The organism is Kribbella sp. NPDC050820 (assembly GCF_040653975.1).
In the GTDB taxonomy this organism is placed as follows: Bacteria; Actinomycetota; Actinomycetes; order Propionibacteriales; family Kribbellaceae; genus Kribbella.
On the sequence record NZ_JBFAHB010000055.1, the window covers coordinates 38,880 to 63,583 of the forward strand.

Here is a 24,704-nt window from a genome sequence, read left to right on the forward strand (position 1 = left end):
TCTCAGACCTCGATACCCAAGCGGCGTGCGGAGCGGGCTCGCTGGCGGGCCGCGCGCAGCCGGCGCAGGCGCTTCACCAGCAGCGGGTCGTGGGCCAGGGCGTCGGGCCGGTCGATGAGCGCGTTCAGCACCTGGTAGTACCGGGTCGCGGACATCTGGAACTGGTCCCGGATCGCCTGCTCCTTGGCGCCGGCGTACTTCCACCAGTGCCGTTCGAAGGCAAGGATCGCGCCGTCCCGCTCGGAGAGTCCGGCCACGGCCGGCGGCGCAGCCTCGGCAGGGCCGGGAGAGCTGGCGTTGGCGCTGTCCATCAGCAGGTAACTCCTGTGCGGTCGGTGGTCGTCCGTCCGCGCTCCACTGTACGTGCTGAACAACAGCGATGTCATTCACCGCAGGTAGCGACACACACCGTGTCGCTGACGCGGCAGCCGGACCCGGTCAACTCTGGCAGGATCGATCAAGTGAGCTCAACTCTCTCCAGTCTGGCGCTGGTGGAAGAGCTGCAGGCCAGGAGCCGTGAGGTCGACCCGCTGGTCAACTCCATCTGCACCCCTGATCCCGCCGCTCTCACCCACGCCGCCCGCCTCGACACCGAGCGTGACGACGGGCGGGTGCGCGGGCCGCTGCACGGCGTACCGGTCCTGGTCAAGGACAACATCGACACCGCCGACCTGCCGACCACAGCCGGCTCGCTGGCGCTGGCCGACCAGCCGCCACCCCTGCACGACGCCCCGCTGGTACGACGGCTGCGTGAGGCCGGCTGCGTCGTACTGGGCAAGACCAACCTGAGTGAGTGGGCCAACTTCCGCGGCTCCGCCTCCTCCTCCGGCTGGAGCGCGTACGGCGGCCTGACCCGCAACCCGTACGCGCTGAACCGCTCCGCCGGCGGTTCCTCGAGCGGATCGGGCGCAGCGGTCGCCGCAGGACTGGCCGACTACGCCATCGGCACCGAGACCAACGGCTCGATCGTCTGCCCGGCCGCACTGAACGGCATCGTCGGCCTGAAGCCCACCGTCGGACTCATCCCGCAGCAGGGCATCGTGCCGATCTCGCACTCGCAGGACACCGCCGGGCCGATGACGAAGACGGTCCAACAGGCTGCAGCTCTGCTGACCGTGCTGACCGGCGGCAGCACCGACTACACCGAGCACTGCCGTGGCACGGACCTCAGTGATGTGCGCATCGGCGTACCGCGAGGTCCGCTGTGGGGCTACTCGACCGGGCTCGACGAGGTCACCGAGCACGCGCTCGGGATCCTCAGCCGCTGCGGCGCCACGCTGGTCGACCACCTGTCGCTACCGAGCCCAGGCGGCGACGAGGACCAGTTGCAAGTGCTAGCCCATGAGCTCAAGGTCGACCTGGCCTCGTACCTGGCCACTCGGGCTCCCGGCGGCCCGCGCACGCTCGACGATCTGATCGCTTTCAACAAGGAGCACGCGGACGTCGAGCTGCAGTGGTTCGGCCAGGAGCTGTTCGAGCGGGCGGCGACGACCGACGGCCTGAGCTCCCCGGTCTACGTGGCGGCGCGGCTGACGGCGCTGCGGGCGGGCCGGGACGGCATCGACAACCTGCTCCGCGACAACCAGCTCGACGCCCTCGTCACCCCGTCGTACTCCCCTGCCTGGACCATCGACCTGGTCAACGGCGACCACGTGCTCGGCAGCTCGTCCTCGCATGCCGCACTGGCGGGCTACCCGCTGCTCTCGGTGCCGTCCGGGCTGGTCGCCGGACTGCCGGTCGGGATCACGTTCAGTGGCACCGGCCGGAGTGATGCCACCCTCATTCGCTTGGCTCACGCCTTTGAAACCGCGAGAATCAGTGCAGACGGACCGTTCCCGACCCCGGAGTTCACACAGTGGGTGTAGACCGCGTCAGGTGGGGCATCGTTGCTACCGGCAACATTTCCACGTCGTTCACGAGGGATCTGAAGCTACTTGCCGACGATGCCGTGGTGACCGCGGTCGCGTCCCGGGCCCAGCACAGCGCGGACCGGTTCGCCGCCGAGTTCGGCATCGAGCACGCGTACGACGACTACCGCCGGATGCTCGACTCCGGCACCGTCGACGTGATCTACATCGGGACCCCGCACCCCCAGCACTACGCCGTCGCCCGGGCCGCGCTGCAGGCCGGGATCGCGGTGCTTTGCGAGAAGCCGGTCACGCTGACCGCCAAGCAGGCGCGTGACCTGGTCGCCGTCGCGGCCGAGCACAAGACGCTGTTCGCCGAGGCGATGTGGATGCGGACCAACCCCGTGATCCAGGCCGTCTTCGCGGACCTCGCGAGCGGCGTGATCGGCGAGCCGCAGCAGGTGGTCGCGGACTTCGCCTTCCACAAGCCGTCGCTGCCCGCCCGCCTGCTCGACCCCGCCCTCGGCGGCGGCTCGCTGATGGACGGCGGCATCTACCCGATGACCTTCACCTACCTGGCGCTCGGCCGGCCCGCCGAGATCAAGGCGGTCGGCGCACTCAACGAGGACGGCGTCGACCTCAACGTTGCGATGGCCTGGCGGTACGACTCCGGCGCGGTCGCGGCCCTCACCTGCGGCCTGCGCTCGCAGAACCCGTGGACAGCAGCGATCAGCGGCCAGGACGGCAGCCTGTTGCTCCCGCACCGCTTCCACCACCCCGAGTACTACGTGCGCCGTACGGCGGCCGGCGAGGAGCGGATCGACGTCCCGATGCATGGCCTTGGGTACCACTATGAGGCGGCCGACGTGATGCGCGCGCTGCGTCATGGTCTCGTCGAGGTGCCGTCCCTGCCGCATGCCGCGACGATCGAGATCCTCGAGCTGCTCGACGAGACCCGTAGACAGATCGGGGTCAGGTACCCCGGTGACAACGAAGACCTGGGTGGATAAGAAAATATGCCGAACGGACGCAGTTCCTTCGTAGTGGTGGCCAACCGGCTGCCGGTCGACCGGATCGAGATGCCCGACGGCAGTACGGCGTGGCGCCGCAGCCCAGGCGGTCTGGTGACCGCGCTGGCCCCGGTGATGCAGCGTCACCACGGGGCCTGGATCGGCTGGACCGGCAGCGCCGACGAGAAGCTCGATCCCTTTGACAACGACGGCATGCACCTGGTGCCGGTGCTGCTGTCCGCCGAGGACGTGCGGCTGTACTACGAGGGGTTCTCGAACGCGACGCTGTGGCCGCTGTACCACGACGTGATCGTGGCGCCCGAGTTCCACCGCGAGTGGTGGGAGTCCTACGTCGCGGTGAACCGGCGGTTCGCGGAGGCCGCCGCGGAGGCCGCCGACGACGGCGCCGACGTGTGGGTGCACGACTACCAGTTGCAACTCGTCCCGGCGATGCTGCGCCGGCTGCGTCCCGACGTACGGATCGGCTTCTTCCTGCACATCCCGTTCCCGCCGACCGAGCTGTTCGCGCAGATGCCGTGGCGGCGGCAGATCCTGGACGGGCTGATGGGCGCGGACCTGGTCGGTTTCCAGCGGCCCGGCGCCGCGTCGAACTTCGCCCGGCTGGCCCGCAACCGGATGGGTCTGCGTACCCGCGGCGACCGGATCCACCTGCCCGACGACCGGATCGTCCGGGCCAAGGCGTTCCCGATCTCCATCGACGTCGGCGAGCTCGAGGACCTCGCCCGCAAGCCGGAGACCGAGGCCCGCGCTGCCGAGATCCGCCACGAGGTCGGCGACCCGGCCCACATCCTGCTCGGCGTGGACCGGCTCGACTACACCAAGGGCATCCGGCAGCGGATGCGCGCGTTCGGCGAGCTGCTGGACGAGAAGCGGGTCTCGGTCGACGACGCCGTGTTCGTGCAGGTGGCGACGCCGTCGCGGGAGCGGGTCGAGCAGTACCGGGTGCTGCGGGACGAGATCGAGCTGCTGGTCGGCCGGATCAACGGCGAGCACGGCCGGATCGGCACACCCGCGATCAACTACCTGCACACGTCGTACTCGCGGACCGAGATGGCCGCGCTGTTCCGGGCCGCGGACGTCGCGGTGGTGACGCCGCTGCGCGACGGCATGAACCTGGTCGCCAAGGAGTACGTCGCCTGCCGGTACGACGACACCGGGGCCCTGGTGCTGAGTGAGTTCGCCGGTGCTGCGGACGAGTTCCGGCAGGCGTTCCTGGTGAACCCGCACGACATCAACGGGATGAAGGACACCATCGTCGACGCGATGAACACCGACGACCGCCAGCTCGGCCGCCGGATGAAGGCGATGCGCAAGCACCTGGCCGCACACGACGTGAACGTCTGGGCCGCGAGCTTCCTGAAGGCCTTGCATGACGAAGACTGACGGCCGGGTCCTCGCACTCGATCTCGGTACGTCGTCTGCCCGCGCGCTGGTGCTGTCAGCCGCCGACGCGGCCCCGATCCCGGGTGCGCTGGCGCGCTACAAGATCTCGCCGACGTACGCGACCGGCGGGTCGGCCACGCTGGACCTGCACGAGTACGTCGAGGGCCTGCTCGGCTGCCTGGACGAGCTCCAGCAGAACGGGCACCTCGACGACATCGGCGCGATCGTGCTCTCCTCGCAGTGGCACTCCATCGTTGCCCTCGACAACAAAGGCGCGGCGCTGACGCCGGTGATCACCTGGGCAGACACCCGGTCCGTGCACCTGGATCTCGGCTCGTCCTTCGACGAGCACAGCTTCCACGCGCGCACCGGGTCCTGGCTGCACCGCCTCTACTGGACGCGGCGGATTCCTTGGCTGCTCTCCGAGCTCTCGCCGGCTGGATTCGCCGGTCTGCCTGATCTGGTGCTGGAGCGGCTCACGGGCGAACGGGTGACCTCGGTGTCGATTGCGTCCGGGACGGGGACGCTCGACCTTGCTCGGGGTGTGTACGACGAGGAGGCGCTGGAGATCGCCGGCGCGAAGGCCGACCAGTTGCCGTCGATCGTCGCGTCCGGGTGGACCGGGTCGTTGTCTTCGGAGTTCGGACGCCGGTGGCCGGCGCTGGTCGGCGTACCGGTGCATCCCCCGACGGGTGACGGCGCCGCGTCGAACGTCGGGACCGGTGGGTACGACGAGACGACTGCGGCGGTGACGGTGGGGACGTCGGCCGCCGTACGCGTGGTCCACCCGATCGCGGACGCGCCGGAGCTGCCGTGGGAGCTGTGGCAGTACCGGGTGGACGACGAGCGTGCGGTGACCGGGATGGCCTTCTCGGCCGCGGGCAACCTGCACGCCTGGCTGACCGGCGTACTGCAGTTGGAGCACGAGGAGCCTCGCGGTGTGGAGATCGGGTCATCGCGGGTGATCGCGATTCCGTTCCAGGCGGGGACTCGGCCGCCGGCGACGGTGCCGAGCGGGTCGGGGGCGTACTTCGGGCTGTCGTTCGACGACAGCGGTGAGGACCTGCTGGCGGCATCGTTGCAGGGCGCGTCGCTGGAGATTGACCTCGGGCTGCGGATGCTGGACGCACTCTTCGACCGTGAGCTCTCGGTGGTTCTGGGCGGTGGCGGGATCGACGCGTCGGCCTGGTGGCGGCGCTGCTTGACGGCCACGTTCGCCCGTCCGACCACTGTCTGCGCCGAGGCCGAGGTCGGTGCCCGCGGTGCGGCCGCAGTCGCTCTCGGCCTGTCCCCCGCGCCCGGTGGCGAGCGCCTGACGCCGGTCGCCGCCGAGGTGTCGCGAGTAGCCGAGCTGCGCCCGCGCTACGCAGCCCTCCGCGAGCTAGCCGTCAAGGCATCTGCTCTCTGAGCTGTACGCCGCCTGCGGTACGGCGCCGTACTACACCTGCGGTACGGCGCGGATACAGCCGCTGGCAGACGTGGTTTCGGTGGGTGACCACGTACTGTGAGGGAATGGGCGCGCTGCTGCGGTTCTGCCGCGACTTCAAGTGGCACCCGTTGGCGTTGGATCACGGCCTCGCACTGACCCTGCTGGCCCTCAACCTGATCGTGCCGGGCAGCCGGCACGTCGGCGAGCGGATCCAGCTGACGCCGACGGTCGTGGTGCTGACGGTCGTCGCGGCGATCGCGCTCGCGCTCCGCCGGCTCGCGCCGCTCGTCGTGCTCGGTGTGACCACGGTCGTCACGACCACCTACCTGATCGTCGAGCAGGGGAAGAGCCCGATCGTGCTGTTCATGGCCTGCGCGGTCTACACGGTCGTGATGGAGAAGGACCGCCGGACCCGCTCGATCGCTGTCTGCGTGGTCGCGTTGGTGACCCTGGTCGCGGACGCGCCGGTCTCCGACGGCAACGTGCTCGACAACCTGGGCCTGATGTTCCTGGTGCTGTTCGCGGGCGCGGTCGCGGAGGCCGTGCGGTACCGGCGCGCCCTGCAACAGGAATTGGAGGAGCGAGCGCTGCGCGCGGAGCAGTCACGCGAGGAGGAGGCCCAGCGCCGGGTGATCGAGGAGCGGCTCCGCATCGCCCACGAGCTGCACGACGTCATCGCGCACCACATCGCCCTGATGAACGTGCAGTCCGGCGTCGCCGCCCACGTGCTGAGGACCCAGCCGGAGGAAGCCGAGCGAGCACTCGCCCTCGTCCGTTCCGGCGGCCGCACGGTGCTGCAGGAGCTCACCGTCCTGCTCGGCATCCTCCGCCGCTCCGGTTCGTCCCTGCCGACCGCGCCCACCCCATCACTCCACGAGCTGGGCGCCATGATCGCCTCCTTCACCGCCGCCGGCGTCGAGGTCGACTGGCATCTCCCCGACTCCCTCGGCGACCTCCCCGACGTCATCGAGCTCACGGCGTACCGCATCGTCCAGGAGTCCCTGACCAACGTCCTCAAACACGCTCCCGGCGCCACCGCCCACCTCCAGCTGGCCCGCCGCCCAGGCGCCCTGGCGATCGACATCACGAACACCGCCCCGCCCAGCCCCAACGGCGCAACCACCCCACCTGCAGCCGCTCCGGTCGGCCTCGGCGCCGGGCACGGTCTCGTGGGGATGCGGGAGCGGGTGTCGGCTGTGGGTGGGGACCTGCGCACCGGACCGGAGCCCGGGGGCGGGTTCGGCGTCCATGCTGTGCTTCCTCTCGAGACGGGAGATGTGAGTGACGATCCGGGTCTTGCTGGCCGACGACCAGACGCTGATTCGCAGCGGGTTCCGGGTGCTGGTGAACTCAGCACCCGATCTGGAGGTCGTTGCTGAGGCATCGAACGGCCGGGAAGCGGTTGAGCAGGCCCGGACGGAGCGCGCCGACGTGATCCTGATGGACATCCGGATGCCCGAGGTCGACGGCCTGGCCGCGACCCGGCAGATCACCGCGGACGAGGCGCTGGCCGGGGTGAAGGTGCTGATCCTGACCACGTTCGAGGTGGACGAGTACGTCTTCGAGGCGATCCGGGCGGGCGCCAGCGGGTTCCTCGGCAAGAGCGTCGAGCCGGCCGAGCTGATCAACGCGATCCGGGTGGTCGCCCGCGGCGACGCGCTGCTGTCCCCGAAGGCGGTCCGCGGCCTGATGAACCGCTTCCTGGCCGAGCCCCGGATCGGGCAGGACGTCGGCCCGTCCGCGCTCGACGTCCTCACCGACCGGGAGCGCGAGATCGTCAGCCTGGTCGCCCTCGGCCTGACCAACGACGAGATCGCCGAACGCCTGGTGCTGTCCCCCTCGACCGCGAAGACGCACGTCAATCGCGCGATGGTGAAGCTCGACTGCCGCGACCGCGCACAACTGGTGGTGGTCGCGTACCAGACCGGCCTGGTCCGTCCCGGGACGACTGCCGCCACCGACGTACCGCAAACGCAGTAGGCCGTACGGCGTCCGCAGTACGTCGAGAAGCCCACGGCTGACCGACGCGGGCTACAACGCTCGGCCGGAACGATCGGCGGCATGGCTACCTTCCTCTACCGGCTCGGCCGGTTCGCTTTCCGCCGGCGCCGGTTGGTGGTGCTGGTGTGGCTCGGTCTGCTGGCCACCGGCGTTGCCGGCGCGGCCACCCTGTCGGGCTCGACCGCCGACGGTTTCTCGATCCCGGGCACCGAGTCGCAACGCGCGGCGGACCTGCTCAACGAGCGCTTCCCGCAGGCCGGCGCCGATGCCGGGACCGCACGCATCGTCTTCCGGGCTCCGGACGGGCAGAAGCTCACTGATCCCGCCGCGACCGCGGAGGTGCAGGAGACCCTCGGCCGGATCGAGGCCGCGCCACAGGTCGCCCGCGTCCTCGACCCGTTCACCGCCAAGGCGATCTCCGCCGACGGCCGCACGGGCTACGCCCAAGTCACGTACGACGTGACCGCGCAAGAGGTCACGCCTGAGGCCCAGGAGGCGGTCGCCGCCGCGGTCGAGCCGGCGCGCGCCGCCGGTCTCACGGTCGAGTACGGCGGTGACGCCATGCAAGTGCAGGACGAGCAGAGCCTGACCGAGGTGATCGGGCTCGGCGTGGCTGCCGTCGTGCTGCTGATCACCTTCGGCTCGCTGATCGCCGCCGGCCTGCCGTTGCTGTCGGCAATCATCGGGATCGGCATCGGGGTCACCGCGATCACGGCCGCGACCGGTTTCATCGACATCGGCTCCGGGACGCCGATTTTGGCGTTGATGATCGGGCTCGCGGTGTCGATCGACTACGCGTTGTTCATCATGTCGCGGTACCGGCACGAGCTGAGCACCGGGCTGGAACCCGAGGAGGCGGTCGGCCGCTCGGTGGGCACGGCCGGGTCCGCGGTGGTGTTCGCCGGGCTGACCGTGGTGATCGCGCTGGCCGGGCTGTTCATCGTCGACATCCCATTCCTCACCCAGATGGGGCTGGCGGCCGCCTTCACCGTCGTGCTGGCCGTTGCGATCGCGCTGACCTTGCTGCCGGCGCTGCTGGGCTTCGCCGGGCGACGGGTGCTCGGCGGGCGGATCCCGGGGCTGCGGGCCGGTGATCCCGAGGCGGCCGGGCGGATGACGGCCGGGCGTCGCTGGGCGCGGTTCGTCACGCGGCGGCCGGTGGCGGTGCTGATGGTGACCGTGATCGGCCTCGGCGCGCTGGCGATCCCGGCGACGGACCTCGAGCTCGGTCTGCCGGACGACAGCACGGCGGCTCCCGATTCCACTCAGCGGAAGGCCTACGACCTGCTCTCCGAGGGCTTCGGGCCTGGTTTCAACGGCCCGCTGATGGTGGTGGTCGACGCCGGCGGGGCCGCCGATCCGCGGACGGCGGCCGACGCCACGGCGACCGCCGTACGTGCACTGCCGGACGTCACGATGGTGACGCCGCCGACGTTCAACCCGGCCGGGGACACGGCGTTGCTGACGGTGATCCCGTCGAGCGGCCCGGGGACGACGCAGACGCGCGACCTGGTGCAGGCGATCAGGAGCCTGCCGGAGAACGACAGCGCCGAGGTCGCAGTGACGGGCGCGACCGGGATCAGCATCGACTTCTCGGACAAGCTCGGCGATGCGTTGGTGCCGTACCTGCTGCTGGTGGTCGGGCTCGCGTTCCTGCTACTGATGCTGGTGTTCCGCTCGCTGCTGGTGCCGCTGAAAGCGACGCTGGGCTTCCTGCTCACGGTCGCGGCGACGTTCGGTGCGGTGGTCGCGGTGTTCCAGTGGGGCTGGCTGGCCGGGCTGTTCGGGATCGAGGGGCAGACCGGACCGGTGATCAGCATGCTGCCGATCTTCCTGATCGGCGTGGTGTTCGGCCTCGCGATGGACTACCAAATCTTCCTGGTCACCCGGATGCGCGAGGAACACGTCCACGGCGCCGAGCCCCGGACCGCGGTCGTCGACGGCTTCGCCCACGGCGCCCGCGTGGTCACCGCGGCCGCGGTCATCATGACGGCCGTCTTCTCCGGCTTCATCCTGTCCAGCCAGACCCTGATCCGCGAGATGGGCTTCGGCCTGGCCCTGGCGGTGGCGATCGACGCCTTCCTCGTCCGGATGACCATCGTCCCCGCCGTCATGGCCCTCCTCGGCCGCTCCGCCTGGTACCTCCCCCGCTGGCTCAACCGCCTCCTCCCCAACGTCGACGTAGAAGGCGACTCCCTCCGCACCACCACCGCCGCGCCTGCCTCCCGACAACCCGAGCTCACCCACCACTAGCGCCCGGTCGGCCTGGGCGAGCCATCGCCCAGGCCGGCCACGTCTGGCGGGCGGGTTAACTTGTTGGGTGATGGGGGTTACTGACGGGGTGGTGGGCGGGCTGGATCATGGCGGGCATGTGGCGCGAGATGATGAAGTCGAAGGTGCACCGGGCGACGGTGACGCAGGCGGATCTGGACTACGTCGGGTCGTGCACGCTGGACGCCGAACTGATGGACGCGGCGGACCTGCTGCCCGGCGAGAAGGTGGACATCGTCGACATCACCAACGGCAACCGGCTGTCGACGTACCTGATCGAAGGGCCGCGCGGATCCGGGGTGGTCGGGATCAACGGGGCGGCGGCGCACCTGATCCATCCCGGCGACCTGGTGATCCTGATCGCGTACGGGATGTTCGACACCGCGGAGGCGAAGGTGTTCGAGCCGAGCGTAGTCTTCGTGGACGAGCACAATGCGATCACTCGCATCGGCTCCGACCCCGCCGAGGCGCTGCCGGACAGCGGCACGCTCCGCGGCGACCAACTGCACAACCAGCGCTGAACTACAGCCCCGCGCCGAGACGAGGACTGGTCGACGATGACGGACACGACCGAGACCACCGCAGCCGAGACGACCGCAGCCGAGAACACCGCTCCGGAGACCACCACTGCAGCCAACGCCGGCGCTGGTGCCGCCGCGGCTGACGAGTCGGCGCCGAAGACTGCGTCACACGACAACGAGCCGAACCCGAAGCTCCGGGCGTTCATGAACTCGGGGTGGGCCGACTCCGAGCGACAGGACGTGACGCTCAGCGACGTCGGCGTGTGGGCGGCGAAGCGGCGGGATGCGCTGTCGCAGGCGTTCCCGGGCGAGCGGCTGGTGATCCCGGCCGGCACGTACAAGGTCCGGTCGAACGACACCGACTTCGTCTTCCGCCCGCACACCGACTACGTGTGGCTGACCGGCAACCAGACCTCCGACTCGGTGCTCGTGCTCGAGCCGAACGGCACCAGCGGCCACGACGCGATCCTGTACTTCCGCCCGCGCGCCGACCGCGGCCAGGGCGAGGAGTTTTGGCGCGACCGGATGTACGGCGAGCTGTGGGCCGGCCGGCGCCCGTCGCTGACCGAGACCGCCAAGGAGTTCGGCATCGAAACCCGACACGTCGACGGTCTCGCCGACGCGCTCAAGGGCGACTTACCGACCCGGGTACGGCGCGCGGAGCACGAGTCGATCGCCGCGCTGCTGAGCGGCACGAAGACGGAGGCCGCCAAGGACCGGGAGTTGGCCGCGACGCTGTCCGAGCTCCGGCTGGTGAAGGACCCGTTCGAGATCGAGCAGCTGCGCAACGCCGTCGCGATCACGCACCGCGGCTTCTCCGACGTACTCGCCGAGATGGACAAGGTCCGCGAGTACGGAGAGCGCTGGATCGAGGGCACGTTCTGGCGCCGGGCCCGGGCCGAGGGCAACGATGTCGGCTACACCTCGATCGCCGCCGCCGGACCGCACGCGACCACGCTGCACTGGATCGAGAACGACGGCACCGTCGACGACGGCACGCTGATGCTGCTGGACATGGGTGTGGAGAACCGGCAGCTGTACACCGCGGACATCACTCGGACGCTGCCGGTCAGTGGTGAGTTCACGCCGCGGCAGCGCGAGCTGTATCAACTGGTGCTCGACGCGCAGAACGCGGGGATCGCTGCGCTCCGGCCGGGTGCGGCGTTCCGCGCCGGCCACGAGGCCGCGATGGAGGTCATCGTGCACGGCCTCGACGCGATGGAGTTGCTGCCGGTGTCCGCAGAGGAGGCGCTCGACCCGGAGAGCATGCTCTACCAGCGCTACACCCTGCACGGCGTCAGCCACATGCTCGGCCTCGACGTCCACGACTGCGCGTCCGCACGCGAGGAGAAGTACCGCAAGGGCCAGGTCCAGACCGGCTACGTCCTCACCGTCGAGCCAGGCCTCTACTTCCAGTCCGACGACCTCACCGTCCCCGAAGACCTCCGCGGCATCGGCATCCGCATCGAAGACGACATCCTCATCACCGACAACGGCACCGAGAACCTCTCAGACGCCATGCCTCGCGAAGTAGAAGCCCTCCAAAACTGGATGGCTTCCTGACCCGAACCAACCCGGCAGCTCAACGCCAACGGCCGCGAGCTGCCGGGCGCTGGCGGCGGGATGCCAGGTTGTGACGCCAGCGCTGCTCAGGACGTGTCCCGGCGTCAGCTGGTTGTCGGAGGCGGGCGGACCGCCTCTGGAGCCGGTGCGTCCTGCGCCGGGACAGCCGACGTCGGCGGTGTCCGCCGCGCCGCACGGAGCACGCCGATGACGGCTCCGATGAGCCACAGCATGAAGACCGCGGACGCCACACCCCCACTCCAGAAGCCGGACAGGCACAGCACGGCGGCAAAGTACGACAGCCGCACGGCCCACCTCGGCAAGGCGCGTGCCTGCTGGACGATCCGCGTCGTCACGCCGACCAGCGCCGCGCCGCCGACCAACCCGGTGAGCGCGACGGCGAGCCCCGCCGTGCCGAGCACGCGGGCGGTGTCCGGATCGGGAGTGAACTCGTCCGACCATGCCGTGACCGCACTCGACACGTCGAGCGACACCCCGGTGATCAGCAGCCCGCCGAACAGCGCCGCCGCCGGCACGGTCGCGTGCGCAAGTGGGTCACCGCCCGACAGCCGATCCAGAACCCGCCGCAGCCCGACGACGAACCAGAGCAGCAGAGCAACCCCCGCGCCAAGCACCGGCAGCCCAATCCCGGCCGCAGTCTGCCGCGCGCCGTCGTCGATCCTCTCGAGTATGGCGGCGTCCGACATACCTGGCGCGTCAACGCCAACCAATGCCCCCAGCGCCACCCCAACAACAAGCAGCACAACCGAAGCAGCCCCAGCCCACCCCGCACGCCGAAGCGCCTGTGACTCGTCCATCCCGCCTCCCACTGCCGCGGCCCGGCCGGATCGGAGATGCCGGGCACCAGAATCCGCGTCCGCCGCGCAAAACCAGAGCGGCCACTGACAGCGTGCACCCACCCCCGCTCCCCAGCAAGCACACCACGCACCTCACGCAAGGTCGTGGGAGCACCGAGACCGCTGGTCGCCGGACCACCAACTTCAACAGCCAGCCAAACCAGAGCATCTGTCTCAACGGACCACCGCCATACCCGTTCAACCCGCACGGGCAACCGCCGTACTGCCTGCCCGCAGGGGGCCGCCGCCGTACCTCGTGAACCCGCACAGTCCACCGGGGTCGCTGGTCGCAGGACCACCGGCTCCAGCGACCAGCCGAACCGGAGCAACTGTCTCGACGGACCGCCGCCGTACGGCGTGAACCCGCACAGGCCACCGGGGTTGCTGGTCGCAGGATCTCCGGCTTCAGGGGGCTGCCGAAGCGGTGCAGCTGTTTCGACGGGCCGTCGCCGTACTCGGTGAACCCGCGCGGATCGCCGTCGTACTCGGTGAATCCGCGCGGGGCACCGCCGTACCTCGCGGCCTCCGGGTTGCTGGTGGTCAGCCCAACCACCGGGGTGGCTGGTGAGGCGGGCCGGCGCACTACCGAATGCAGGCCGGCGGCTCATCGCGTGTGGGGTGGGCTTGTGGGTTGATTGGTACGCCGGACTGCCGGGCTATCGGGTGGTGGTTGTCAGGTGGCTAGTCGGCTACCAACCCGCTCGGGGTTCTGGTGGGTGTCCGAGCCATCGGCTTCCACGACAGGCCAACCGCACGATCGACTAGACCCCGGCAAGCCCGCCGCGCTGAGACGGCGAGCTGCCGGGTTGCCAGTAGGCCGAAACCGGTCGAGTTACCAGATGCGGACTCGGTTTTCGGGGGCTAGCCACATGGTGTCGGAGTCGGTGGTGTTGAAGGTGGTGTGGAAGGCGTCGATGTTCTTGACGACTGCGTTGCAGCGGAACTCGGGTGGGGAGTGGGGGTCGATGGCGAGGCGGCGGGCGGCTTCTTCGGGGCGGGTTTTGGTGGACCAGGCGGTGGCCCAGGAGAGGAAGAACCGCTGGCTGCCGGTGAGACCGTCGATGACCGGGGGCTCGGCGCCGTCCAAAGACAGCTCGTAGGCGACGTACGCGATCGACAGGCCGCCCAGGTCGCCGATGTTCTCGCCGAGGGTGAGCTTGCCGTTCACGTGCTGGCCGGGCGTCTCGGCCGGCGAGAGGGCGTCGTACTGCGCGACGAGTTTGTCGGTGCGCTGCTCGAAGGCGGCCCGGTCGTCGTCGGTCCACCAGTCGTTGATGTTGCCGTCGCCGTCGTACCGCGAGCCCTGGTCGTCGAAGCCGTGGCCGATCTCGTGCCCGATCACCGCGCCGATCGCGCCGTAGTTGACCGCGTCGTCGGCGTCCAGGTCGAAGAACGGCGGCCGCAGGATGCCCGCCGGGAAGACGATCTCGTTCATCCGCGGGTTGTAGTACGCGTTGACCGTCTGCGGCGTCATCTTCCACTCGGTCCGGTCCACCGGCTGCCCGAGCTTGGCCAGCTCACGCGCGGTCTCGACCGCGACCGACCGCCGCACGTTGCCGAACAGGTCGGCCGGGTCGGTCTCGAGCGCGCTGTAGTCCTTCCACTTGTCCGGGTAGCCGATCTTCGGCACGAACGCGGCGAGCTTGTCCAGCGCGCGCTGCCGAGTCTCCGGCCCCATCCAGTCGAGCGCGTCGATCCGCTGCCGATAGGCCTCGACCAGGTTGGCCACGAGCTCGACCATCCGGGCCTTCGCCGCCGGCGGGAAGTGCTCGGCGACGTACAGCCGGCCGAGCGCCTCACCCAGCGCGGACTCGACCACGCCGACACCGCGCTTCCACCGCTCGCGCAGCTCAGGCGCACCGGTCAGCGTCTTGCCGTAGAAGGCGAAGTTCTCATTGACGAAAGCTGAGCTCAGCAGCGGCGCCGCGTCGTGCACGATCCGCCAGCTCAGCCACTCCTTCCACCGCTCGAGCTCGACCTCCTTCAGCGCACCCGCGGCCGCCGTGAAGAAGTCCGGCTCGCGTACGACGACCTGCTCGACAGCAGTCGCCGGTACGCCGGCACCCTCGAGCCACCGCGACCAGTCGAACCCGGGAGTCAGCTCGTCGAGCCCACCCCGGTCCAGCTTGTTGTAGGTCAGCGTGACATCGCGATCCTTGACCCGGTCCCAGTGCCCAGAGGCGATCCGGGTCTCGAGCTCCATGATCCGCTCGGCGGCTCCCGCCGGGTCGGGCAGTCCGGCCAGCTCGAGCATCCGCGCGACGTGCGCGACGTACGCGGTACGGATCTCGGCGAACGTGTCCTCGCGGTAGTAGGACTCGTCGGGCAGGCTGATCCCACCCTGCATGAAGTACACGATGTACTCGTCGGACTTCTTCGCGTCGGCGTCGATCCAGGTGTGGAACACGCCGGACACGCCCTGCAGCTCGAGCGTGCCGAGCGCGGCGACCAGGTCGCCGGTGTCGGCGATCCCGCGGACCAGCGCGAGCTGGTCGGCGATCGGCTCGGCGCCGAGCCGCTCGATCGTCTCGGTGTCCATGAAGCTGCTGTAGAGGTCGGCGACCTTGCGCGCCTCACTGCCTTCCGGATGCCCGGCCGCGACGGTCTTCTCGACGATCGCGCGGACGTCCTGCTCGGCGGTGTCCGACAACGCGTGGAAGGCGCCGTAGATGGCCTTGTCCGCCGGGATCTCGTGCTGTTCCAGCCACGGCCCGTTCGCGTGTCGGTACAGGTCGTCCTGCGGCCGCACCGTCTCGGACAGACCCGAAATGTCGATCCCTGCAGTCATCCCAGCCCCTTGCCTGAGTTCGCCTGATGTTGCTGTCAGCGACAGTACCCGGTGTCCTCGGCGACCGCTCTGAACTATCCACAGGCCCCTACCGTTGATCTGGTAAACACATCGGATCAGGAGGGACCCCCGCCCATGCCACGCCTCGTCCGTAGGCTCACCGCCGTCCTCAGCGTCCCGGCGCTGATGCTCGGCTTCGTCAGCACCTCGGCCTCCGCGCAAACGACCACGTTCCCCACCCGCATCGAGTTGCCGAACGGCTTCCAGCCGGAAGGGATCGCGATCGCCCGCGGCACGGCGTACTTCGGCTCGCGACTCGACGGCGACATCTACGCCGCCGACCTGAAGACCGGCCAGGGCAAGGTGATCACCGAAGGACCCGGAACGGGTTCGCTCGGCCTCAAGGTCGACCACCGCGGCCGGTTGTTCGTCGCCGGCGCAGCCGGTGGCAACGGCCGCGTCATCGACACCCGCACCGGAACGGTGCTCGCGAGCTACACCTTCACCACGACCGCACCGACCTTCGTGAACGACGTCATCGTCGGCAAGGACGCGGCCTGGTTCACCGACTCCCGCAAGCCCGTCCTCTACAAGGTTCCGCTCGGCCGCGACGGCAGTCTGCCCGCTCAGTCCGCGGTCCAGACCATCGCGTACAGCGGCGACTACCAGCACGTCCCGGACGTCAACAACGCCAACGGCATCGCGCTCACCCCGGACGGCAAGGCGCTGATCATCGTCCAGTCGTCGACCGGTTCGCTGTTCCGTGTCGACGCCAGCACCGGCGCGACGCGCAAGATCGACATCGGCAGCGCCGTGATGACGAACGGCGACGGCATCCTCGTCATCGGTACGACGCTCTACGTCGTCCAGAACCGCCTCAACAAGATCGCCGTACTCAGCATCGACCCGTCCGCCACCGAGGGACAGCTGGTCCGCGAGATCACCAGCGCGGACTTCGACGTACCGACCACTGCGGCAGCCTTCGGGTCCCGGCTGTACCTGCCGAACGCTCGCTTCACCACGACGCCGACTCCGGACACGCCGTACTGGGTGACCGCCGTCCAGCGCTGAACCGTTCCCGCGTGCGGCTCGTTGTCATAAGTTGAAGGCACAACGAGCCGCACGTCGGCCGTCTGGGGCACTGCGCCGACTCCGCGGCAGACACCGGGGAGGAACCTGCTCATGCCACGCCTTGTTCGCCGACTGGGGATCACCCTCGCGCTGCCTGCGCTGATCCTCGGGCTGGTCACCACACCGGCCTCGGCCCACGCCGCCAAGTCGTTCCCGACCAGAATCGAGCTACCCAACGCCTTCCTGCCGGAGGGCATCGCGATCCGCAACGGCATCGCCTACTTCGGTTCCCGCGCCGACGGGGACATCTACGCCGCCAACCTGCGGACCGGCGAGGGCGAGGTGATCAGCCAGGGTCCCGGTACGCCGTCCGTCGGGCTGAAGGTGGACAACCGCGGCCGGCTGTGGGTATCCGGCGGCCCGGCCGGCAACGCCCGCGTTGTCGACTCGCGCAGCGGCGACATCCTCAGGACGTACACGTTCGCGACGGCGCCGACGTTCGTCAACGACGTCATCCTCGGCTTCGGTGCCGCCTGGTTCACCGACTCGCAGAAGCCGGTGCTCTACATGGTGCCGTTCGGCAAGCACGGCCAGCTGGCTCCACAGTCCGCCGTACGCACGATCCCGCTGACCGGCGACTACGTGCACCAGCCCGGGTTCAACCTCAACGGCATCGCACTGACGCCGGACCGCCGCGCGTTGCTCGTCGTGCAGTCCAGCACCGGCTTCCTGTTCAAGGTGAACCCCTGGACCGGTGTGACGAAGCGAGTCGACCTCGGCGGCGCACTGATGACGAACGGCGACGGCCTGCTGGTGCTTGGCCGGACTCTGTACGTCGTGCAGAACCAGCTCAACCAGGTCGCGGTCGTCAAGCTCAACAGCTCCGGCACTCGGGGCACGCTGGTCCGCACGATCACCAGTCCGGACTTCGACATCCCGACCACGGTTGCCGCCTTCGGCAAGCGTCTCTATCTGCCGAATGCGCGCTTCAACACCCCGCCGACACCGGACACGCCGTACTGGGTGACCGCAGTACGGCGCTAGGAGATAGTGCGCAGGTCGCCACGGGCCGCGGCCTTCAGACGGCTGCCGCAGGACAACCGGACGGAGTAGCCGGCCGGGATGGACAGCGGCTCGCCGGTCTGGGGGTTGCGGCCGGTGCGCGGCGCACGCATCACCCGCTCGATGCTGAGCAGGCCGGTCAGCGACACCTTGTCGCCCTTGTGCACCGCCTCGGTGACGACGTCGCCCAGCGCGTCGAGGACCTTCTCGGCCTGGTTCCGCGGAATGCCCGCCTTCTGCGCCACGCCGGCGACCAGCTCGCTGCGATTCACGGCTCTCCTCAGACTCGTGCCGCCGGGACGGCACCTCAGCCGCCGTACCGGTCGATCGCCAGCACCTTAACCGAAATGATTGTCGTTAGCGAGAAGCATCCGCATTTCGGTCAACCCCGGCATCACGGGAACTTTGCCGCCTCTGTGGTCGTCGATGAGGCTCACAGCCCGTCCTGGTCGTGCCAGTGGTTCTGCCAGCGACCGTCGATCGCGTCGTCGGCCCGCTGGTAGCGGATGTCGGTGGACAACCGCATGTCCGTCGACACGTTGTCGAGGGCCGCATGGACGGTGTGCGCGGTGTGGATGACCACGTCACCAGCTGCGTAGTCGGTGACCAGCCAGCGCGCGTCGTACTCGTCCGCCAGCCCCGGCAGGTCCGCAGTGATCGACGCAGCCGGCCGCTTGCGCAGTCCTGACGCCTCCTCCTCGAGCACGCGGTGGTGACTGCCTTCCAGGTACGTCAGGCCGCCGCGGGCGACCGGACAGTCGCCCAGCGGGATCCACGCGGACAGCACCTGGTCACTGCCTCCTCTGAGGTACACCAGGTCGTAGTGCGCCTGTGTCGCCGTACCGATGCCGTTCTCACCTGGCGCGGTCTGCCGGATGATCTTCCGCCGGTGCAGGAACGTCTCCGCACCCAGGAACCATTCGAACCACCCGCGAAGCGCCGGCTGCGTGCAGAAGGCGGCGTACTCCGGCCCCGGCACGATCTGGTCGAACAGCACCCTCCGGTACGACGCCCGATCGGTGACGCCACCAGTCAGCCCGAAGTAGTGCTGCCGAAACCCCAGCACGGTCGAGGGATCCAGCAGCCCGGTCAGATACAGGTATCCGTCTTCGTGCAGCCGCTCCTGCAACCGCGGCAAGTCCCTGCGTTCCCGGTCCGGTACGACGCTCAGCTCGCCGAGCCGGCGGTCGGACTCGTCCAGCACATATCCGTTGGAAGTCAGCACACCACCCATTCCACCCGGCGACGGCCGACAACTGGAATGGACACCGACGACCCATTTCTTGGACTCTTGTCACGTGCCGAACTGGTCGACCTACCTGACTCCAGGGATCCCTGAACGAGAACTTGGACTCTTCTGCCTCGGTGTCGGCGAGCAGGAGAACCCAAAGGGACCCACCCCAGAACGCGCCCTCGGCTGTCACGCCCTCGTCTGGATCAAGGAGGGACGCGGCCACCTCTTGCACGGCCCAGACCGCCAACTGTCCGAGATACATGCGCCGGCCATGCTCTGGCTCTACCCGGGCGTGCTGCACGGCTACCGGCCCACCACGCGCTGGCGGCAGTCCTGGACGCTCTTCAGCGGCCCAGCCACCGCAGCACTCACCACACTGGGCCACCTCGATCCCAGCCAGCCAGTACGGCGCTACTCCGATCCACGGCCCGTCGACCGCGCCTTTACTCGGCTGCTGCGCGTCAGCACCGCGCACAACGCCGTACAGACTGTTGCTGCGCTCTATGACCTCATCGCGCAGGCTGCACCGCCACCTGACGATGACGTGGCTGCACAGCTCACCGCGCTGGCATGCAGGCCGCTGAGCGTTCAGGACTATGCCGCAGAGCTGGGACTGACCGTGAGACAGTTGCGCGAGGCGGTACGCCGTACCACTGGCTCCACGCCGCAAGAACTGGTCCTGACCACAAGACTCAACACGGCTAAGGCTCTCCTGGCCGAGGAGGATCTGTCCGTCGCAGCCGTCGCACGGCAGGTCGGGTACGACGACGCCGCCTACTTCACCCGGTTGTTCACCGCTCGTGTCGGCTTGTCACCGCGCGCGTTCCGGCGCTCTGGTTCGATTTCCGGCCGGATTTCCTCCTTCTGAAGGAGGCGCGATCGACTTTCTGACCGGTAGAACCGTTCAGTGGGGTGACGTGCGCGGCACCGAACCCCGATACGGTCGTGGGTATGAGTCAACCGCAGCCCATCGACCCGCGCTACGTGAACCGGCCGCCGGCCAAGCCGAAGAAGAAGCGGAACTGGTTCCTCCGGACCGTCGGACTGATCGTCCTGCTGTTCGTCCTCATGCTGATCGCGGTCCCGCTGTACGCGTGGAGCCGGATCGACAAGATCGACGCGATGCCGACCGGCGACCGGCCGGCCGACACACCCGGAACGACGTACCTGATGGTCGGCTCGGACAGCCGCGACGACCTCAGCCGGGCCGAGCGCGCCCGGCTGCACACCGGCGGAGAGGCCGGCGCCCGGACCGACTCGATCATGCTGATGCACGTCCCGGAGTCCGGCCCGACCGTCCTGCTGAGCATCCCGCGCGACAGCGTGGTCGACGTCCCCGGCCAGAAGAACAAGCGGAAGATCAACGCCGCGTACGCGATCGGCAAGGGCAACCCGGCGCTGCTGATCCAGACCATCGAGGGCGCGACCGGGCTGCGGATCGACCACTACGTCGAGATCGGCTTCGGCGGCTTCGCCTCGATCATCGACGGCGTCGGCGGCATCGAAATGTGCTTGCCCAAGGCAATGAAGGACGACGACGCGCACATCGACCTGCCGGCCGGCTGCCAGGAACTCGACGGCGTCAACGCGCTGGGGTACGTCCGCTCCCGGAAGGCCGACGGCAAGAACGACTTCGGCCGGGTGGAGCGGCAGCGCCAGATGGTCGGCGCGGTCGCGAAGAAGGTCGCGTCGCCCTCGACGTTCCTGAACCCGGTGCGCTTCTACAACGTCTCGACGAAGGGCGTCGACGCGCTGACTGTGGACAAGGACATGGGGCTGTTCGACTTCGGCAAGTTCGCGCTCGGGATGCGGGCGATCTCCGGCAGCGGCGGCGTCACGCTGACCGTGCCGATCGGCGACGACAGCTACCGGACGGCGCAGGACGGCATCGGCGTGCGCTGGGACCGGACCAAGGCGCTGGCCCTGTTCAAGGCACTCAAGGAGGACAACACCAGCGGCCTGAAGAGCAGTTGATCACGCTCGTCCATGCAGTGGTGAGCCTGGGCATGCTCGTCATCGTCCCGCTCGGGCTCACCCTGCTACCTCGGCGGCTCGACGTCACCCTGTCGCCCGGGCGGCTCGCGCTGACGCGGCGGGCGGTCCGAATCGACGGCCAACGCTGGTGGTTCTTCTTCGCAGTGCCCGGCGTGATCTCGCTCTGGCTCCCCCGCGGCCCGGCATCGATCGCCCTGGCATCGATCTACCTGGCCGGCACCCTCGTCCTGATTGCACTCGCCGTCCGCGACCTGCTGCGGCACAAGCGCTTGCACCCGCGCGAGATCGCGCTCTACACCGCGCTCGCGACCCCGTCGATCGCCGCACTCGCGCTGGTCGCCGAACGATCGTCGTACGCACTGTTCGGCTTCAACCTGACGGTCCTCTCGCTCACCGTCGCGCACTTCCACTTCGCCGGCTTCGCGGCCGCGCTCATCGCCTACCTCGTCGCCGGCGACGCGACGACTTCGACCAAGGCAGCCGCGATCAGCGTGCCGGTCGGCACGGGCATCGTGCTGCTCGGGTTCTTCCTCGGCGACCCGGTCGAGCTCGCCGGGGCCGCCGTACTGACGGCCGGCATGTGGCTGGTCGGGTGGAACCTCTGGCGCCGATCACGTGCGGCCGACCGGGCGACCGCCGTACTGCTCGTCGTCTCCGCCGCCGTGCTCGTCGTCACCATGCTGCTGGCGGTGACCTGGGCCTTGGGTCATGTGGTGGCGACGCCCTACCTACCGTTGGAGTGGATGGTCGCCACGCACGGGCTGGCGAATGCGGTCGGCTTCGCGCTCTGCGGGGTACTGGCCTGGCGACGACTCGGGAAAGGAACGTGATGAAGCTCGAGGACCTGGACAGCCTGCGGTTCTCGTACGACGTGGTCGGATCCACCCGGTACGACGAGACGCCGCCCGGCTACCACCGGATGGAGTACAAGGCCCGGCTCGGCGCCGGCGATGAGGTGTTCCGCCGCGCCGGCGAGGCCCTGCTGACCTGGCGGATGCACCGCACCGCAGGCCTGCCGATGACCGCCACCGACACCCCCGCGACCATCGGCACCAACACCCTCGGCCGCCTGGGCGCCGGCATGCTCATCGGCCGCCTCCGCACCGCCCTGCCGATCGGCCAGCTAGGCCTCCCGGTCCCCTGCCGCGTCGTCTGGACCGTCGACGAGCCCGACCGCATCGGCTTCGCCTACGGCACCCTCCAAGGCCACCCCGCCTCCGGCGAAGAGTCCTTCGTAGTCACCCGCGAACCCGACGGCATCCACATCACCATCCGCGCCTACAGCCGCCCCGCCACCTGGTACACCCGCCTCCCCGGCCCTCTGACCCGCAAAGCCCAAACCCAAGCCGCCCACCGCTACGCCAACGCCCTCCGCCGCCTCGCCACCCCATAGCAAAGGCCCCGCAAGCTCATACCTTTGCGGGGCCGCGTCCTTTGTACCGTGGCCGACAAGACCTGCGGCTGACCGACACGCAAACACGACAAGTCGATCGGCCGACCCGCGCTAGGCTTCGGCGGCACACCTACGGTGGGAAGGCCTCGATGAACATCAGTGCCGTTGTCGAAGTGAACGTCTGGGATCGCGTGCGGAACTCGAGGCGCCAATCGCCCGGGTTCACCTGGTTCTTCCGGCTGCTCGGCGTTGGCTACCTCGTCTGGGTCATCGCCTTCGACCTCCCCGTCCCGTACCTCCTCGTCGCGGTGGTGGCCGGCCTCACGCCTGAACTGCGCGGCGCGGTCACGCATCTGCGGTCGCGGAAGTACGGGCGTACGTACACCTATCTCGTGACCGATGAAGGCATCAACATCCGCACACGTCTGACCAACCTCGATGTTGCCTGGGAGGCCATCACCCACTGCAGGGAGACCGAGCGGCACTGGGTGCTGCGGTTCCCCGGCGGTGGACTCCTCCACGTGCCCAAGCACGCACTCGGCTCAGCAGACCGGCAGGCCATCCGGGAGGTTCTGGCCCGACATCGGCTGATCAAGGGCGCACAGCCACGAACCACTGCCTAGCGAACGCAAAATGCGATTGCCGGGCTGTGATCGGGTTGGCACGATGGCCGGCCATGAACAGCGTTGGTACGGCGGACTGTCTGCTGGTGACCGGGATGCCTGGGGCCGGGAAGTCGACTGTGACCAGGCTGGTTGCCCAGCGGCTGGAGCGTTCCGCACGGCTTGACGGCGACGAGTTCAACGCGATGATCGTGAACGGGTTCGTCTGGGCGCTGGGCGAGCCCGCCGACGAAGCGGCGCGCCAAGTGGAACTCCTGCACCGCAACCTGTGCGCGCTGGCGAACAACTTCTCCGATGCCGGCTTCACGCCCCTGATCGACGCGATGATCCCGTCCCGCGCGAAGCTCGACTTCTTCCTCGATCGCCTCACCACCCGACGGGTCCTGCTGATCGTCCTTGCACCCGGCATCGACGTCTGCCAGTACCGCAACACCATCAGGGATCCGCGCGACCGGTTCGACTTCGACGGCTACGAGGCCCTCGAAGCAGACATGAAACGCGAGCTCGGCGACGCCGGCTGGTGGTTGGACACCTCGTCGCTGACGCCCGACCAAACCGCCGACCACATCGTCCGCGAAGCAGGCCACCGCGCCGTCGTGAACTGACAGCGACCCGGGATGCGGGATGGGGGTCGGTGCTGCGAGACTGTGGCGGGTGAGTCCCAAGACGTTGACGGATCTGGTGGCGCCGGACTGGGCGGAGGCGCTCGCGCCGGTCGAGGACACGGTCGCGAAGATGGGCGAGTTCCTGCGCGCGGAGATCGCGGCCGGGCGGCCGTACCTGCCGGCGGGCGAGAATGTCCTGCGCGCGTTCCAGCGACCGCTGCAGCAGGTGAAGGTGCTGATCGTCGGCCAGGACCCGTACCCCACACCCGGACACCCGGTCGGCCTGAGCTTCTCGGTCGCGCCGGACGTGCGCCCGATCCCGCGAAGCCTGGCCAACATCTACCGCGAGCTGATGGCGGACGTCGGCGTACCGGCCCCCTCGAACGGCGACCTCACCCCCTGGGCCGACCAGGGCGTGCTGATGCTCAACAGGGTCCTCACCGTCCAACCCGGCAAGTCCGGCGCCCACCGCGGCAAAGGCTGGGAAACCGTCACCGAGCAAGCAATCCACGCCCTCGTGAACCGCGACGGCCCGCTCGTCGCCATCCTCTGGGGCCGCGACGCCCAAACCCTAAAGCCCATGCTCGGCAACACCCCGTACGTCGAATCCGCCCACCCCAGCCCCATGTCCGCCGACCGAGGCTTCTTCGGCTCCCGCCCCTTCAGCCGAGTAAACGCCCTCCTCGCCGAACAAGGCGCCGCCCCGGTCGACTGGCGCCTCCCCTAACCCTCGCGCAAGGCGCCACCCCAGTCGGCCGGCGCCTCCCGTAGCCCTCGCGCAAGGCGCCGCCCCAGTCGTCTGGCACCTCCCCCACCCCTCGCGCAGGGCACCGCCCCGGTCGGCCAGCGCCTCCCTAGCCCTCGCGCCGATCTCGCCGCACCGCAGCAGCGTCACGGCCCCGCGCCCCACGCCCCACTCCCGCGCCGCCGCCAGCGTCCCGCCCCCCGCGCCCCCGGCGACGCTCCCCGACTCAGCCCACGCGAGGGGATATCCGGTGGTGTTGTGCCTTCTCCCTCGATACGCGAGAGG

Annotated in this window: 24 protein-coding genes; 19 read left to right on the forward strand and 5 right to left on the reverse strand. The window is 69.3% G+C overall.

Annotation, left to right across the window (positions count from 1 at the left end; translation table 11 throughout):
- Positions 1 to 2 precede the first annotated feature (2 nt).
- Positions 3 to 311 (reverse strand): DUF3263 domain-containing protein, encoded by a 309-nt coding sequence (locus AB0H36_RS34350; protein ID WP_360533385.1) that lies wholly within the window; start codon positions 309 to 311, stop codon positions 3 to 5.
- A 150-nt stretch (positions 312 to 461) separates the two neighbouring features.
- On the opposite strand from AB0H36_RS34350, the gene AB0H36_RS34355 reads away from it, so the two are divergent.
- From AB0H36_RS34355 to AB0H36_RS34395, 9 genes are all read left to right on the forward strand, one after another.
- Complete coding sequence (locus AB0H36_RS34355; RefSeq protein WP_360533388.1) at positions 462 to 1,865, forward strand: amidase; 1,404 nt, start codon at positions 462 to 464, stop codon at positions 1,863 to 1,865.
- Positions 1,856 to 2,857 (forward strand): Gfo/Idh/MocA family oxidoreductase, encoded by a 1,002-nt coding sequence (locus tag AB0H36_RS34360; RefSeq protein WP_360533391.1) that lies wholly within the window; start codon positions 1,856 to 1,858, stop codon positions 2,855 to 2,857. Before AB0H36_RS34355 ends, AB0H36_RS34360 begins: the two co-directional genes overlap by 10 nt.
- A gap of 6 nt (positions 2,858 to 2,863) precedes the next feature.
- On the forward strand, positions 2,864 to 4,261 hold the full coding sequence (locus AB0H36_RS34365) for a trehalose-6-phosphate synthase (protein WP_360533394.1): 1,398 nt from the start codon (positions 2,864 to 2,866) through the stop codon (positions 4,259 to 4,261).
- Positions 4,248 to 5,669 carry an FGGY family carbohydrate kinase gene (locus AB0H36_RS34370; RefSeq protein ID WP_360533397.1) on the forward strand — a complete coding sequence of 474 codons (1,422 nt, stop codon included), beginning with the start codon at positions 4,248 to 4,250 and terminating at the stop codon, positions 5,667 to 5,669. The genes AB0H36_RS34365 and AB0H36_RS34370 overlap by 14 nt, the downstream gene beginning before the upstream one ends.
- 83 nt (positions 5,670 to 5,752) lie before the next feature.
- Positions 5,753 to 7,069: a sensor histidine kinase gene (locus tag AB0H36_RS34375; RefSeq protein WP_360533400.1), complete on the forward strand. Its 1,317-nt coding sequence runs from the start codon at positions 5,753 to 5,755 to the stop codon at positions 7,067 to 7,069.
- The gene (locus AB0H36_RS34380; protein WP_360533403.1) at positions 6,972 to 7,670 is read left to right on the forward strand and encodes a response regulator transcription factor; all 699 of its coding nucleotides are present in this window, start codon (positions 6,972 to 6,974) and stop codon (positions 7,668 to 7,670) included. Before AB0H36_RS34375 ends, AB0H36_RS34380 begins: the two co-directional genes overlap by 98 nt.
- 81 nt (positions 7,671 to 7,751) lie before the next feature.
- Complete coding sequence (locus AB0H36_RS34385) at positions 7,752 to 9,944, forward strand: MMPL family transporter (RefSeq protein WP_360533406.1); 2,193 nt, start codon at positions 7,752 to 7,754, stop codon at positions 9,942 to 9,944.
- Between the two features lie 116 nt (positions 9,945 to 10,060).
- On the forward strand, positions 10,061 to 10,483 hold the full coding sequence (gene panD / locus AB0H36_RS34390; protein ID WP_360533409.1) for an aspartate 1-decarboxylase: 423 nt from the start codon (positions 10,061 to 10,063) through the stop codon (positions 10,481 to 10,483).
- A 36-nt stretch (positions 10,484 to 10,519) separates the two neighbouring features.
- A complete protein-coding gene (locus AB0H36_RS34395; RefSeq protein ID WP_360533412.1) occupies positions 10,520 to 12,046 on the forward strand; it encodes an aminopeptidase P family protein in 1,527 nt (508 codons plus the stop codon).
- 104 nt (positions 12,047 to 12,150) lie between these two features.
- Here the strand turns inward: AB0H36_RS34395 and AB0H36_RS34400 are convergent, their stop codons facing one another.
- Positions 12,151 to 12,753 carry a hypothetical protein gene (locus AB0H36_RS34400; protein WP_360533415.1) on the reverse strand — a complete coding sequence of 201 codons (603 nt, stop codon included), beginning with the start codon at positions 12,751 to 12,753 and terminating at the stop codon, positions 12,151 to 12,153.
- Between the two features lie 574 nt (positions 12,754 to 13,327).
- Here AB0H36_RS34400 and AB0H36_RS34405 point away from each other — a divergent pair.
- Positions 13,328 to 13,471 (forward strand): hypothetical protein, encoded by a 144-nt coding sequence (locus tag AB0H36_RS34405; protein WP_360533418.1) that lies wholly within the window; start codon positions 13,328 to 13,330, stop codon positions 13,469 to 13,471.
- Positions 13,472 to 13,735: 264 nt separating this feature from the next.
- Here AB0H36_RS34405 and AB0H36_RS34410 read toward each other — a convergent pair whose 3' ends face one another.
- The gene (locus AB0H36_RS34410) at positions 13,736 to 15,691 is read right to left on the reverse strand and encodes a M13-type metalloendopeptidase (RefSeq protein WP_360533420.1); all 1,956 of its coding nucleotides are present in this window, start codon (positions 15,689 to 15,691) and stop codon (positions 13,736 to 13,738) included.
- A gap of 135 nt (positions 15,692 to 15,826) precedes the next feature.
- Here AB0H36_RS34410 and AB0H36_RS34415 point away from each other — a divergent pair, with 135 nt between their 5' ends.
- Positions 15,827 to 16,762, forward strand: a complete 936-nt coding sequence (locus AB0H36_RS34415) for an SMP-30/gluconolactonase/LRE family protein (RefSeq protein ID WP_360533423.1) — start codon at positions 15,827 to 15,829, stop codon at positions 16,760 to 16,762.
- A 111-nt stretch (positions 16,763 to 16,873) separates the two neighbouring features.
- A complete protein-coding gene (locus AB0H36_RS34420) occupies positions 16,874 to 17,806 on the forward strand; it encodes a superoxide dismutase (protein WP_360533426.1) in 933 nt (310 codons plus the stop codon).
- Here the strand turns inward: AB0H36_RS34420 and AB0H36_RS34425 are convergent.
- Positions 17,803 to 18,096 carry an HU family DNA-binding protein gene (locus AB0H36_RS34425; protein ID WP_360533429.1) on the reverse strand — a complete coding sequence of 98 codons (294 nt, stop codon included), beginning with the start codon at positions 18,094 to 18,096 and terminating at the stop codon, positions 17,803 to 17,805. The two genes, AB0H36_RS34420 and AB0H36_RS34425, sit on opposite strands and share 4 nt — an antisense overlap.
- A gap of 161 nt (positions 18,097 to 18,257) precedes the next feature.
- On the reverse strand, positions 18,258 to 19,049 hold the full coding sequence (locus AB0H36_RS34430) for a phytanoyl-CoA dioxygenase family protein (RefSeq protein ID WP_360533432.1): 792 nt from the start codon (positions 19,047 to 19,049) through the stop codon (positions 18,258 to 18,260).
- A gap of 73 nt (positions 19,050 to 19,122) precedes the next feature.
- Between AB0H36_RS34430 and AB0H36_RS34435 the strand changes: the two genes are divergently transcribed.
- From AB0H36_RS34435 to AB0H36_RS34465, 7 genes are all read left to right on the forward strand, one after another.
- Positions 19,123 to 19,926 (forward strand): helix-turn-helix transcriptional regulator, encoded by an 804-nt coding sequence (locus AB0H36_RS34435; protein ID WP_360533435.1) that lies wholly within the window; start codon positions 19,123 to 19,125, stop codon positions 19,924 to 19,926.
- Between the two features lie 83 nt (positions 19,927 to 20,009).
- Complete coding sequence (locus AB0H36_RS34440; protein WP_360533438.1) at positions 20,010 to 21,032, forward strand: LCP family protein; 1,023 nt, start codon at positions 20,010 to 20,012, stop codon at positions 21,030 to 21,032.
- On the forward strand, positions 21,029 to 21,883 hold the full coding sequence (locus AB0H36_RS34445; protein ID WP_360533441.1) for a YndJ family protein: 855 nt from the start codon (positions 21,029 to 21,031) through the stop codon (positions 21,881 to 21,883). Before AB0H36_RS34440 ends, AB0H36_RS34445 begins: the two co-directional genes overlap by 4 nt.
- Positions 21,883 to 22,446 (forward strand): DUF1990 domain-containing protein, encoded by a 564-nt coding sequence (locus AB0H36_RS34450; protein ID WP_360533444.1) that lies wholly within the window; start codon positions 21,883 to 21,885, stop codon positions 22,444 to 22,446. The genes AB0H36_RS34445 and AB0H36_RS34450 overlap by 1 nt, the downstream gene beginning before the upstream one ends.
- Before the next feature lie 149 nt (positions 22,447 to 22,595).
- The gene (locus AB0H36_RS34455) at positions 22,596 to 23,069 is read left to right on the forward strand and encodes a YcxB family protein (RefSeq protein ID WP_360533447.1); all 474 of its coding nucleotides are present in this window, start codon (positions 22,596 to 22,598) and stop codon (positions 23,067 to 23,069) included.
- A 53-nt stretch (positions 23,070 to 23,122) separates the two neighbouring features.
- Positions 23,123 to 23,674, forward strand: a complete 552-nt coding sequence (locus AB0H36_RS34460; RefSeq protein ID WP_360533450.1) for an AAA family ATPase — start codon at positions 23,123 to 23,125, stop codon at positions 23,672 to 23,674.
- A gap of 19 nt (positions 23,675 to 23,693) precedes the next feature.
- Positions 23,694 to 24,401 (forward strand): uracil-DNA glycosylase, encoded by a 708-nt coding sequence (locus AB0H36_RS34465; RefSeq protein WP_360533453.1) that lies wholly within the window; start codon positions 23,694 to 23,696, stop codon positions 24,399 to 24,401.
- The last annotated feature ends 303 nt before the right edge of the window (positions 24,402 to 24,704 follow it).